Here is a 13123-nt window from a genome sequence, read left to right as displayed (position 1 = left end):
GACCGGTGCGTGGGGACGCCGATGTCCTCACCCGGCGGAGGAGAGGTCCTCCACCGCGTTGAGCAGGCGATCCACGTCGGATCGGTCGTTGTAGTGAACGAGGCCGGCCCGTACGGCGGAGCCCGAGTCACGGATGCCGAACGCCTCCGTCACCTCCCAGGCGTAGCAGTGCCCGTCCCACACGTTGATCTTGGCCCGGGCGAGGTGCTCGGCCACCTGACGCGGGGTGTGATCGGCCACGGTGAAGTAGACGGTGGCGGTACGCCGAGCCGGTGAACCGACAAGCCGTACGTGGGGCAGGGCCGACAGGCCCTTGAGCAGGTGGGCCAGCTCGGCCTGCTCGTGGGCCTCCACCGCGGCCATCGAGGTGAGGACGCGCCGGCGCCGGGTACCGGCCGCCTGCGGGTCGAGCGAGGCCAGGTGATCGACGGCGGCGGTGACGCCCGCCAGGTCGGCGAAGGGCAGCGTCCCGGTTTCGAACCGGTCGGGCACGTCGTCGGAGGAAGAGGCGAGCTTGTCGGACCGCAGCCCCTCCAGCAGTTCCGGCCGGCCGACGACCGCCCCGATGTGCGGGCCCGACCATTTGTAGGCGCTGGTGGCATAGAGGTCCGCGCCGAGCGCGACCATGTCGGTGGGCGTGTGCGGGGTCGCGTGCACCCCGTCGAGATAGAGCAGCGCCCCCACGGCATGTGCCCGCGCCGCGATCCGCGGAACGTCGGGCATGGTTCCCAGAACGTTGCTCGCGGCGGTGACCGCGACCAGCTTGGTCCGCTCGGTGACCAGGTCGTCGTACTGCCCGGCGGGCAGCTCGCCCGAGGGTACCTCGACCGAGGCCCACCGGACGGTGGCGCCCGCTCGTTCGGCCGCCTGCACCCAGGGACGGACGTTGGCGTCGTGGTCGAGGCGGGAGACCACGATCTCGTCGCCCGGCCCCCACTGCTTGGCCAGGGCGTAGGCGAACCGGTAGGTCAGGGTTGTCATGTTCGGGCCGAGCACCACTCCATCGGCGTCGCCACCGACCAGATCCGCCACCGCCTGACGGGCCTCGGCGACGATGGCGTCCGAGTGAGCGCTGGCAGGAAAGGCACCGCCGCTGTTGCCGATGCCGCCCCGATAGGCGGAGACGATGGCGTCGATCACCGTCTGGGGAACCTGAGTTCCGGCTGCCGCGTCCAGCCAGGCGTATCCGTCGGACAGGGCGGGGTAGAGCGTGCGAACGTGCGCGACATCAAAACTCATATTCAGCACTCTTCACGACATAGAGACCAAAGGGAAGTATGTGGCGATAATCACCGGTAGTGATGGAAGGATACTCAGTGGACCGCCAGCCGGCTCGCCTCGTCCTTCGAGATGTCGTAGGACGCCCCGCAGAAGGTGCACTGCATTCCGTACCTCGTCCGCACGGGGAACAGCGGGATGAAGAACAGACTGAACTTGGTGACCCGTTTGGACAGTACCTGTGCCGCCTGGTTGCCACAGTTGCGGCAGACGAGCGTCAGCACGCCGAGCCGGTGGATCACGGTGCGTAAGCCGAAGATGAGCATCATTCCGGCATACCCAAGCAGGACCGGTTCGCACGCGTCGGCCCCACTCGGACGCCAAAGTCAGTGAGAGCCAAGGAAACGCAGCGGTCAAACACCGGCAGCTACGGCCCGTTCGCGGATCTCCACCGCCGTCTCAAGCATCTGCCCCGTGCCGGTGAACCAGTCCTGCAGATTCAGGTCCACGATCAGCTCGTCCGCGCCCGCCTCCGCGGCCGTGTTGATGTCGTCCATGATCTGGTCGAGGGTGCCGGCGAACGCCGATCGGTCAGGTCCTGCCGGACGGTCGGTGAAGGTGACGTTTCCCACCACGACCATCTCCATCCGGCTCGTGTCCCGGCCATACTCGGAAGCCATTTCCCGGATGCGGTCCCAGTTTTCGCGCAGTTCTGCGGCTCCGGCCGGCCCGGGGGTGGTGAGGAGCGGCAGCCAGCCGTCTGCGCGTTTGGCGATGCGCCGCAGAGCCCTGGAGCTGGTGCCACGGCCCAGGTTGTTGCCACCGCCGCCCAGCATCACGGGGATTTTCGAAGCGGGCTTGGGCAGGACCGAGGCGTTGTCGATGATCACGCGAGGACCCCGGAAGGTCACCGGGTCCGGTCCCCACACGGCATCGAAGACGTCCAGCGTCTCGTCGAGGAACCGGCCGCGATCCGCTCGGGTGGCGCCGGTGGCCCGGAATCCGTCGCTGGACCAGCCGACGCCCATGCCCGCGACCACGCGGCCACCGCTGATCTGATCGATCGTGGCCAGCTGCTTCGCCAGCTGGACGGGGGTGTGGAGTGCGGCGATCAGAACGGCGGTGCCGAGGCGCACCTCTTCGGTCACCACCGCCGCTGCCGTGAGGACCGCCAGGGGGTCGGCGGCCTGCCGCCCGCTTTCCGGCCACGGCACGTTCGGCGGAGCGTATGGTTCAACGGGCGTCTCCGGGAAGAGCAGCAGTTCGTACGTCCACAGACTGGCGTATCCGGCCGCTTCGGCCGTTCTGGCCGCTTCGACCAGGTCGCGTTGTAGGTCCACTCCCAATCTCTGGGGTAGACGAAGTCCGAGTTTCATGTGAGACCTTCGATGTAGTCGTGATTGCCGTGGCCGCCGCAGGAACTGAGCCACGCCTCAGACATACCCCTGCCATCCAGGCAGAGTGCAGATTTCCACTGCTCTCGGCCCGCACGTCAAGTCTTGAACACTCATGTTGATGCGAAGGTCAAGGCGCAGGCTTGGGCGCCTGAGAATCGGGGAGCTCGCGGAGCGTACCGGCGGCTGCTGCGCCACTAAGAGGAGCAGCGGCTGATCACGCCCAGCCGCGCCCTCAACGGTTACCGCGAGTACGGAGAGTCACACGTGGACATCGTGCTGCAGATCAAGGGACCGCTCGATGCCGGACCGCCGACCCGGATCATTCAGCGGCTCCTGCCGTGCCTGGACAAGCCGCAGACCATCTACGTCCCCGACGTGACACCCGAAATGATCGTCACACTGCGACGCGAACAAGATCGGCTGTCCGAACGCATCGCGTGTTCGACCCGCAACGGGCACGAAATCGCCGAATACCTCGACACCGTCCGAGATCCGGCTGTACGCCGGGGCCGGATCAGCGGCGGCGCTTGAAGACGCTCTTCGGGATGTGGCCGGTCACGACCTGGGTGCGGTCGACGACCTCGGCGTTGTGGTAGTTCACCGCGATCGAGGCGAACGAGTAGGCCTTCGGGGCGGTCAGGCCCTGGGTGGTGACGAGGAAGTCGACAGTCTTCGCGACCGCGATCCGCATGGCCCGGTCGAGGTCCCAGTGGATGCCCATCATGATCCAGTGATCGTCGGTCTCGGCCCACGGCAGCTCGGTTTCCACGTTCTTGATCAGGGTGATGCGGAACGTGCCGGCGAGCGAGTGCTCGATGGCGGTGCCGCTGACCTCGCCGTCGCCCTGGCAGCTGTGCGGGTCACCGATGAAGATCTGCGCGCCGGGCTGGAAGACCGGCAGGTAGAGCTTCGTCCCGACGTTGAGGTCGCGGACGTCCATGTTGCCGCCGAATTTGCCCGGAGGCGTCGAGTTCTGCACGCCGGTGGCCGGCGGCGCCTCGCCCTCGGTGTTACCGATGAACTCGCCCGTCGGCGAGGCAACCGCGATGATCCCCATGAACTTCTGGGTCGGAATGATGATGTCGTCGGCGAAGAAGACGACCTCCTCACCGCGGTACATGCCGGTCCGGTAGAGGTGGGTGCGGACGTCGGGCCAGACGCCGGCTGGAAGGCCGGGCGGGATCTCGGCGGGTATGTCGAGGCCCTCGTCGCCCTCGCGCCAACCGGGATAGAACGTGGCCATGACACCGCCGGTCGGAGCGGTGTTGTTGAAGCCGTAGGGCACCCGGGTGTCGATGTCGAGGATGTCGATCGCGATGGTGTCGCCCGGCTCGGCGCCCTCAATGTAGATCGGGCCGGTCAGGACGTGCCCGCCGTACCGCTTGCCCGTGGCCTGGCGCTCGGGCAGCGTCTCCCAGAACGCCAGCCCGTCGGGCAGGATCTCGTTCGGCTTGACCCCGAAGGCACCGAAGTAGTCGCGCGGGTGGATGTCAGGGTTGGTGAAGCCCTGGTGAGAGAGGGTGTCGACGCGAACGGTCTCACCCGACCTCATCGTGAGGCCGGGCTTCCAGCCGATCGGGTAGCCGCCCCAGTGCAGCTTGTCCGGGGTGGACTTGAGGTGGTGGTTCCATTTCGCGGGCTTGGGACCGCCGCGGCCGCCCTTGTCACCGGGCGACGCCTGTGCGGGGGCGGCGGCGCCGGCCGCGAACGTTGCGGCCAGACCGGCGGCCAGCAGGCTCCTCCGACTCGCCGAGCTCCAGTGGTTGGTGGAAATGTCGAACTCCCATCGCTGACAAGGGCACCGCAGGCCCGACCGAAGCCGCTCCCGGGTTCTCGGACATGTCCCTTCCGATGATCATCGGGGGGGTCGCTTCACAGTGACCGTCCGGTGTTTCGGCCGCATGACGGTCATGCAAAATCCGGTGTGCTCCCCGTCGCGACCACGCTGCCCCTCCCCGTCCGTGCCGGGGCATGGACGGGGAGGGGCTCCGCGAGTCCGTACCGGGTCGTGGGCGGGGAGGGGTTCCGTGGGTCCGTGCCGGGTCGTGGGCGGGGAGGGTTCGGCGGGTCCACGCCGGGGCGTGAGCGGACAGGGGTTCGCCGGAGCGTGAGGGTTCCGGATGCGGGCTTACGCCGGGTCGTGAAGCGTTCCGGACACGGGGAGCTCAGGCGAAGGGAGGCTCCGCAGACGCCGCCGGATCTCGGTGACCTGGAGGGGCTCGGCGATTCCGTCCCACGGGGCGAGCGCGTCCAGTCCCTTCTCCCGGTGCCGCTGGGCGTTCCGCGGCTCCACCCGGGTGAGATGCAGCCGCGCCAGCGCGGTGCTCACTCCCGTCGTGGGAAGCCGGGGCAGGGCCGAGCGGAGGAGCCTGGCGGCCTCACCGTGGCGCTGCTCCGGAAGCGCCGCCGCCTGGTGCACCTGGCAGCGGGCCTGGCCCATCGTGTCCCCCGCGCGTTCGTACAGCTGGACCGACTCCTCCCAGTTCGCCGCGGCGTCGTAGGCCCGGCCCAGGTACCAGTGGACAAGCGCGAGGAGCTCCCGGCTGTGGGCCTGGGCGTGCACGTCGTCGGCGTGCTCGGCGATCCCGAGGGCCTGGACCAGGGTGCCCAGGGCGTCGGCGTACAAGCGGTTCGCCTCGTCCTCCCTGCCCTCGAAGCCGCAGACCTGTCCCCGGCGGATCTGCAGCACGGCCATGTTGATCCACCGGGTGGCCTGCCCGACGAGGTCCCCGCCGGGCAGGGACTGGCCGTACTGCACCAGTGACGACTCCACCGCGGCGAACTCGTCACCGGTGGCCAGCAGCGTGGCCGCGCGCGCCAGATGGAGCTGGGCGGGCCAGGATCCGATGCCGTCCTGCAGCGCCGCGGCGCTGTTGAGGTGCTCCTGGGCCACGCGGGGAGCGCCCAGCGCCAAGGTGATCAGGCACAGCCGCAGCTCGGCGGTCGCCCGGACGTCCGTGTCGCCCAGAGCCTTGGCCGCGTGCGCCAGTGCGCGTGCGGCCTCCCCTCTCTCCTTGTGGCGCTGCTCCAGCACGAACCACACCTCCAGGGCGTCCGCGATCCGCCACAGGGGACCGGCCGCCCACGGGGGCGGCTGGCGCGTCTTCAGGATCTGCAGCAGCGCCTTGTCCTCGATCCCGAACCAGAGGCGCGCCTCATCCCGATGGAGCCGCTCGGCGAAGAAGTCGGCCCGGTCCGCGAAGCGTTCCACCAGGCGTTGCCACGCCGCGTCCCAGTCCTCCGGCGGTGCCACGATCGCGCGGGCGGCGTCCACCACGCGGACCCGGGACTCCCGTACCTTCTCCACCAGGCCGTGCTCGCTCAGCTGCTCCATCGCCCGTTCGACGTCGTCTTCGGACCCGTCGGCGAGGGCGGCGGCCCCGTCGACCCCGAGCTCGGCGAGCGGCGCGTGCGCGAGCAACGCCAGCAGCCGCCGCGCCGCCGGTCTCACCCGCCGCAGCTGCATGGCCAGGAGCATCTGAAGGGTGTGGTCGTGGGGGCCCTGCTCCAGGTCGGCCACCAGCGTCGCTATCGTGACCTGCGGGTTCTCGGTCAGCCAGCGGCCGATCCCGACCGTGATCGCGGGCCTGCGCAGGAACAGGTTCGTCAGCCGCTCCGTCGCGAAGGGATCGGCCTCGATCCGTTCGGCCCCGATCTGGGAGCGCAGCAACGCCTCGCCGTCGCGGCCGTCCAGGAGGCCGACCTGGACGACCGACACGTCCGGCGGGACCGTGTCGTCCGCGTCCGCCTTGAGCTCTCCCGCGACGATCACCCAGCTCCCCGGCACGTGACGGGGGAGCCACGCCACCTGGCTCCACCGTTCGACGTTGTCGAGGAGCAGCACGTGGCCGTTGTCCCGGAGCGCGGAGAAGACCTGATGCGCCGCCCCCTCCACGCTCTCGATCGGCCCCAGCGGGCAGCCGAGCGTCCGCAGCACCCGCTCCGCCACGCTCAGCGTGTCCTCGGGTTCGTCCCGGTCCTGTCCGCGGAGATCCGCGTAGCGCTGCCGGTCGGTCTCCGGCGCCAGCCTCCACCCGGTGTTGACGGCCAGCGCGGACGTGCCGATTCCGGCCCCACCCCGCACCACGACCAGGCCCCGCTTCCGGGCACGGTCGATCACCTCACTCGCCTCCGCCTCCCTGCCGATCAACGGGTTGACCGGCGGGGGGAATCCCCGGTGTGCCGCCGACACCGGGGGTATCGGCGGCAGCTCGCGCCGGCGCAGCCAGCCGGCGGAGAGCAGGAACAGCGCCACGGCGATCGTCAGCCCGATGGGGATCACCGGCAGGATGACGTTGAACGCCGTGTCGATGATGGCGGCCGCCCCCAGCGTGGAGCCGAAGGAGATCGCGACGGCCAGAAACTCCTTGCGGTTCCTCGGCAGCACCGAGCGCAGCCCGGCCAGTCGCGGCAGGCGCCTCCGGGACGGTTCCTGGAGAGGGGCGTTCATCGGCGGACTCCCTGCGTCAGTCCTCGGATCAGCCACTTGCCCGCCGCGAACAGCAGCAGCACGGGTACGGCGGTCACCACGACGGCCTGGGCCGCCAGCCCGCCGGCCGAGGTCGCGAACTGGCGCGCCTGCTGCAGCATGACCAGCGGCGCCTGATCCGCCGCCGGCCAGTTCAGGAGCAGACCGACCACCAGGTCGTTCCACGCGAGCACGAAGGCCAGCACCGCCACCGCCACCACCGCGGGACCGCTCTCGACCGTCATCTGGAACATCGCGGAACGCCCCTCGGCGAGAGGCCGCAGCACCACCGGGCGCGGCACCGACATGAACGCGTTGCGCAGCAGCAGCACGCTCAGGGGCAGCACCAGCGCGGCGTGCACGAAGCTCAGGACCACGGTGCCGCCCAGCCACAGGCCCATCACCTTCCCGAGCGGTACGGCCAGCACCTGCGGAGGCAGCACCGCGAGCACGACCGCCACCGCCGCGACGATCCGCCGCGCGCGGCGGGACAGCTGCTCGGGGGTCAGGGCATAGGCGGCCGGGACGGCCACCAGCAGGACGACGACGGCGACCAGCAGCCCGCGCTGGGCCGTGGCGCCCAGCGCGCCCGCGAAGGAGCCGTTGGCGAAGGCCTCGCCGTACGAACCCAGGCCGTACCCTCCGGTCCACCACCCGGATGTGGCGGCCTCCTCCGGAGACCGGAGCGAGGTGAGCAGGAGGGTGACGAAGGGGAAGGCCCAGATCACGGCTGTCGCCGCGCACATGACCTGGACGGTCCACCGGGGACGCCCCCGCGGGGGCGCGTGCAGGCTCTCCCGGCCCTGCCCCATCTCCGGCAGGTCCCGGCGCAGCCGCCACAGCACGAGCATCGCCACCGCGACGGCCAGCGCGGCCAGCAGGACCGCGAGCGCCGACGCCTGCCCCTCCCCGAGGTCGTCGCTGTGACGCCACCAGAAGAGCCCGACCACGTCCACCTCCGACTGGATGGCGCCCGGCGCGCCCACCAGGACCAGGTCGAACACGCGGACGGCCGCGGTGAGCACGATCAGCATCACCAGCGCCACCGTGGGAAACAGCGCCGGGATCACGATCGTGCGAAGGCGGCGCAGCCTCCCGGCGCCGAAGACGCGCCCTATGCGCAACAGATTCGCGGACACGTTGGCCAGGCCCACATGGAAGACCAGGAACGCCAGCCCCGTCCACTGCCAGACGAACGCCAGGCCGAGGACCAGCCAGATCCAGCCGGGACCCAGGAAGATCACGTTGCCGGGCAGCAGAGCGCTCACCACGCCCCGGCTGGGATTCGCGTCGAAGATCAGGCGGAAGGCCACCCCGGCCGTCAGCGGCGAGGTCACGGCGGGCAGCGCCAGCACGATGAGCAGCAGCCCCCGCGTGCGCGGCCCCGCGTCCCGGGCGAGCCAGGCGAGTCCGAGCCCGAGCCCGCAGACCACCAGCGCGAGCATCAGCCAGACGGCGTTGTGGAGCAGGGCCAGCCAGACCTCCCGGTCGGTGATGACGTCCAGATAGTTGACGGGGCCGTCGTCCCCGGTCACGCTCGTCACCACCGTGGCGACCAGTGGTGCGAGCAGGACGACGACGGCGAGCACGGCCGCGGGCAGCAGATACCACCAGGCGCCCCCTCGGCCCTGACCGTGCCACCTGGCCGGTGCGCGCATGTCGTGGTGCGGCGTCACGTCGAACAGGAGGGCGTCCTCGCCCGTCATGAGGAACTCCCCGTCTCACTGAGCGCCGTCAGCATCTTCATCGCGTTGTTCACGGCCAGATCCAGGTCGGGACGGCGTCCTTCGGCGGTGACCGTGGCGAAAAGCTCGGTCAGGACCCGCCACAGGCCCTGGCCGTCCCCACCGGCCAGGCCGCCGGTGAGGCGGTCGGAGAGATCGAAGGCGACGTCACCGTGCAGCTCACTCGCCAGGTCGCCCATCGCCCTGTTCGGGTAGAGGACGTTCTCGTTGAGCGACAGGAAACCCCCCTTGGTGCTCCAGCCCTTCAACCGCTCTCCCGCCTGCCCCTTGTCGGTGAGCCACTTCACGAACGCCGTGCCGCGAGCTCCGCCCGACTCCAGCGCCACCACGGCGTCCCCTCCGACCAGTACGGGCGGCTTCGGGGTGCCGGGAGGTCCGGGGAAGCGGAAACTCAGCGCCTCCGACCCGGAGCCGTAGCGATCGATGACCGGCCAGGCGAAGTCGGGCGCGGCCAGCATGTCCGCGCGGCCGTACCGGAAGACGTCGAGGATCGAGTCCTGAAACTGGGTGGTCAGTGCCTGGCGGCCTCCGCCGGGCACCAGCCCCGGGATGGACCACAGCGTGGCCAGCCGCAGGAGCGTCTCCTTGACGGAGGCGTGGCTCCAGCCGCCGGGCGGGTTCAGGTGCAGCTTTCCGTAGAGCTCTGGATCGATCCCGAGCAGGACGTTCTCGAACCAGTCGGTGAGCACCCAGCCGTCGGCCGCCCCGATGGCGAGCGGCGGGTGTTCCTTGGCCCGCTCCCGGCACAGACCCACCCACGCCTCCCAGTCGGAGGGCGGCGTCGGCATGACCCCCCGCCGGTACCACACCAGTGACTTGTGGGTGACCTTGAACCAGACGGCCTTGGTCGAGTTGTCCGCCGCGCAGTCCATCAGGCGCGGCCAGTCGGGAAAGTTGAGGGAGGGATCGGGGCAGGGGACGGATCGCAGCCGCGCGCTGATGTCCGGATCCTCCATCAGCCCCAGACGCGGCACGATCGCCACGTCGGGGGTGGCCGCCTGAGCCACCGGGTTTCTGAGCAGGGCCGCGATGTTGTCCCCGGCCGAATACACGACGAAGGGATGGGGGTAGGCCGCCAGGATCTCGTGGAACCGGCTCAGCTCCCAGTCGCTCCACACCACCGCGATCCGCAGCGGGGTCTCGCCGCCGCATCCGCTGAGCCCCGCCGCCGCCAGACCCGACAGTACGGCGAGAGCCCGTCTACGATCCATCGGCATCGACGATCTCCCAGGAGACGGTGGGGGCACGGAGCGTCTCGACCCGGTGCCTGTCATCACTCACGATCAGGATCGGCAGGTCGGGATAGGCCTTCAGGCTCTCGCTCACCGCCGCGTGGCAGGGGGTGTATCCGGCTCGGTCCTCGATCACCACGGCCCTCGCCGCCTGCCAGTGGCACATCGCACGGGCGAGCGCCACCCGGAGCCTCTCGTCGGGGGAGAGGTCGTGCGGCCGCCAGCTGAGGACTCCGTGAAGGTTCAGCCGTCCGGCCACGTAGTTCACCTGCCCCCTGCGGAAGTCGTCTCGATAACGCCTCCGCACCCCGAAACCGATGTTCTGCTCGATCGTCAGATGGGGGAAGAGGCCGCCTCCGGCGGGCACCAGGGCGATGCCGCGCTCCTCCGGCGGCAGCGAGGTGATCTCGTGGCCGGCGATCCGGATCCTGCCGTCGGCCGGCCAGACCTGCCCCAGCAGCACGTCGGTGAAGGCGTTGGCGTCGGCGGCGTCTCTCGCCAGCACGACGGCGGTCTCTCCGGCGTCGACGACCAGGGGGTCGGGCTTCAGCGCTCGCCGGTCCCGGTCGTGCTCCCAGGAAAGACCGTCCAACTGAAGCCGTAGTCCGGGCACGGATTCATCAGCTCCGGCAAATGGGGGAATGTCCTTTACTCATATAACGCAGTTCTTCATATAGCACAATGCGATCCGGGCGCGATTAGTTCCTTATGAATCGCAGCCGAATCGGCTCTAGCCTCGGTGACTGAGCCGCGACTGAGCCAAAATGCCCCGACCATGCGTTATGCGTACCGGTGGTTGATCCGGTGGTGCGGGGTAAGGGCTTCCGGGCGACGGCGGACGTCTGTGCGAGAGGACGAGGGCTCTGCGGCGTTTCCATGCCCGCCACCGAGTAGTCGGGTTTGCGGGGTTCTTGCGCCTGCCGTCCGGGAGCGCGGTCCGCGACGTTTCCGCGGCCGGCGGCCGGACCGGGGCCGCCCGTGCGCCAGGCGTCCCGACGGGGTGGTTCCGCGCCCGTCACCAGGTCGGAGGGACTCCCGGCTCCCCGGCCGGACACGAGCCTCCGGCGGTACCTGTGAGTACGGTCACGAATCCATGGATTCTTCGTTTTCGCTGGAGGAGCGGTCAGGAGGTCACGCGAGGTGATCTAGCGTAGAAACAGAGAGAAACCGATACTTGGAGATGGTTTAGATGCGCAACTCACCCCCCTTCCGTGCGGATCACGTCGGCAGCCTGCTGCGCCCGGCGTCCCTCCTGCAGGCTCGGGACGACTTCGCCGCGGGCCGCATCCCCGCCGACGCGTTGCGCGAGATCGAGGACGGGGCGATCCGCGAGGTCGTACGGCGGCAGCAGGAGGTGGGCCTGCAGTCGGCGACCGACGGGGAGTTCCGCAGGGCGTCCTGGCACATGGACTTCATCTACCGGCTTGGCGGCATCGGCCAGGCCACCGACGAGCACATCACGGTCAAGTTCGAGAACGAGCAGGAAAAGATCGAGTTCACTCCCGCGGCGATGCGGGTCCACGACAAGATCCGGCTCGAAGAGACCATCTTCGCCGACGACTTCACCTTCCTGCGCGACACCGTCACCACGGCCGTGCCGAAGCTGACGATCCCCTCGCCCAGCATGGTTCACTACCGCGGCGGAGCCGCCTCGATCGACCCGGGCGTCTACTCCGACACCGAGGAGTTCTGGACCGACCTCAGCGCGGCCTACGCCGAGGAGGTCCGCAGGCTCGGTGAGCTGGGCTGTACGTACCTGCAGTTCGACGACACGAGCCTGGCCTACCTGAACGACCCGTCGCAGCGAGCGGAGCTCAACGAGCGCGGGGACGACGCCGAGCACATGCACCTGCGTTACATCCGGCAGATCAACAGCGCCCTGGCCGGCAAGCCGGAGGGCATGACGGTCACCACGCACATGTGCCGGGGCAACTTCCGCTCCTCCTGGGCGGCCTCCGGCAGCTACGACTTCGTCGCGGAGGCGCTCTTCGGTGAGCTCGCGGTGGACGGCTTCTTCATGGAGTTCGACGACGAGCGCTCCGGCGGGTTCGAGCCGCTGCGTTTTGTCCCCCCGGGCAAGATGGTGGTCCTCGGTCTGGTCACCACCAAGCGGGGCGAGCTGGAGTCCAAGGACGCCCTCAAGCGCCGCATCGAGCAGGCCGCCAAGTTCGTCGACATCGACCAGCTGTGCCTGTCGCCGCAGTGCGGCTTCTCCTCCACGGTCGAGGGGAACGTCCTCACCCACGATGAGCAGTTCGCCAAGCTGGCCCTGATCGTCGAAACCGCGCAGGAGGTCTGGGGCTGATCCCCGCCGTAGCGGAGCATCCCGTCTCACTCGCAGAACACCAGGCCAGGCCGGAATTCCGGCCTGGCCTGGTGTTCTGTTCGTCCGGCGCGGTGCTCACGCTGAGGGGACACTGAGCTCGAACGCGGAGAGATCCGGAGAGGCCCCCGCCGACTTTCAGGTCGGCGGGGGCCTTTTTTGTATTGCATAACGTACATTTCATGTCTTAATGGTAAAAATGAAAAAAGTTAGCGTTGATGAATGTCGCCAATGCTCCAAAAGTGGATGAATGGAAAAAATCGGAAGTATCAATGTCGGCTAGGCGGCATATGTTATTTATTGACCTATGACACGATATGGCTTTGACGTGTCTGATGTTCCTTTTGGTGGGTGGTGGGGAGGTATTGCCTGAGGCCTTTTCGGTCGGAAAATGAGGGGATGTGAGGGATATGGCTCCGATGGCACTCGGCATTAAAGCCCATGTGTCCCTAGTGGCATCATTTGTTCGGTTCTGGGCGCGTGTTCGCCGGGCAACGTCGAGCTGCGCGGGGCATATGTGTCTACGGGCGAGACCGGAAAAGGGGCCGCTTCTCGCCGACGTTCCATCGTTCTGGTGCTAGGGGATCCTCTCCCCGAGCCGTTGCCGTCGGGCGGCGAGCCGGATTTCCGAGTTCTCGGCCGTTCATACGTGACCACCGACGTTCGGCCAGGCCGGACGCGACCACCGCCACTCCATGAGGCGGCTCATCGGGTGTGAGCCGAGCCTCAACGTCCATCGA

10 protein-coding genes are annotated in these 13123 nt (G+C 68.9%); 2 read left to right on the top strand and 8 right to left on the bottom strand.

Translation table 11 applies throughout. The features are described 5' to 3' along the window. Nucleotides 1–27 precede the first annotated feature (27 nt). The 3 genes from DKM19_RS27840 to DKM19_RS27830 all read right to left on the bottom strand — a co-directional run bounded on the left by DKM19_RS27840 (nt 28) and on the right by DKM19_RS27830 (nt 2558). Complete coding sequence (locus tag DKM19_RS27840) at nt 28–1239, bottom strand: cysteine desulfurase-like protein (RefSeq protein ID WP_110699570.1); 1212 nt, start codon at nt 1237–1239, stop codon at nt 28–30. 74 nt (nt 1240–1313) lie between these two features. Beyond that, nucleotides 1314–1547, bottom strand: a complete 234-nt coding sequence (locus DKM19_RS27835) for a zinc-ribbon domain-containing protein (RefSeq protein WP_110699568.1) — start codon at nt 1545–1547, stop codon at nt 1314–1316. Between the two features lie 84 nt (nt 1548–1631). Then, the gene (locus DKM19_RS27830; RefSeq protein WP_204358270.1) at nt 1632–2558 is read right to left on the bottom strand and encodes a TIGR03619 family F420-dependent LLM class oxidoreductase; all 927 of its coding nucleotides are present in this window, start codon (nt 2556–2558) and stop codon (nt 1632–1634) included. 321 nt (nt 2559–2879) lie between these two features. Between DKM19_RS27830 and DKM19_RS27825 the strand changes: the two genes are divergently transcribed. After that, nucleotides 2880–3146, top strand: a complete 267-nt coding sequence (locus tag DKM19_RS27825) for a MerR family transcriptional regulator (RefSeq protein ID WP_239513623.1) — start codon at nt 2880–2882, stop codon at nt 3144–3146. Here the strand turns inward: DKM19_RS27825 and DKM19_RS27820 are convergent. The 5 genes from DKM19_RS27820 to DKM19_RS27800 form a co-directional block, all read right to left on the bottom strand. Further along, nucleotides 3130–4167: an acetamidase/formamidase family protein gene (locus DKM19_RS27820; RefSeq protein WP_110699564.1), complete on the bottom strand. Its 1038-nt coding sequence runs from the start codon at nt 4165–4167 to the stop codon at nt 3130–3132. The two genes, DKM19_RS27825 and DKM19_RS27820, sit on opposite strands and share 17 nt — an antisense overlap. Nucleotides 4168–4743: 576 nt before the next feature. Then, a complete protein-coding gene (locus tag DKM19_RS27815) occupies nt 4744–7065 on the bottom strand; it encodes a hypothetical protein (protein ID WP_110699562.1) in 2322 nt (773 codons plus the stop codon). Further along, nucleotides 7062–8789: a carbohydrate ABC transporter permease gene (locus DKM19_RS27810; RefSeq protein WP_110699560.1), complete on the bottom strand. Its 1728-nt coding sequence runs from the start codon at nt 8787–8789 to the stop codon at nt 7062–7064. The genes DKM19_RS27815 and DKM19_RS27810 overlap by 4 nt, the downstream gene beginning before the upstream one ends. Then, complete coding sequence (locus tag DKM19_RS27805; RefSeq protein WP_162641823.1) at nt 8786–10039, bottom strand: hypothetical protein; 1254 nt, start codon at nt 10037–10039, stop codon at nt 8786–8788. Before DKM19_RS27805 ends, DKM19_RS27810 begins: the two co-directional genes overlap by 4 nt. Continuing rightward, nucleotides 10029–10673 (bottom strand): ATP-binding cassette domain-containing protein, encoded by a 645-nt coding sequence (locus DKM19_RS27800; protein WP_162641821.1) that lies wholly within the window; start codon nt 10671–10673, stop codon nt 10029–10031. Before DKM19_RS27800 ends, DKM19_RS27805 begins: the two co-directional genes overlap by 11 nt. A gap of 576 nt (nt 10674–11249) precedes the next feature. On the opposite strand from DKM19_RS27800, the gene DKM19_RS27795 reads away from it, so the two are divergent. After that, entirely contained in the window at nt 11250–12365 is a 1116-nt protein-coding gene (locus DKM19_RS27795; protein WP_110699554.1) for a 5-methyltetrahydropteroyltriglutamate--homocysteine S-methyltransferase, read from the top strand. Nucleotides 12366–13123 lie beyond the last annotated feature (758 nt).

The sequence above is a fragment of the Streptosporangium sp. 'caverna' genome, from assembly GCF_003203775.1.
Classification (GTDB): domain Bacteria; phylum Actinomycetota; class Actinomycetes; order Streptosporangiales; family Streptosporangiaceae; genus Streptosporangium; species Streptosporangium subroseum.
This window is presented reverse-complemented; position numbering and strand designations above follow the sequence as displayed.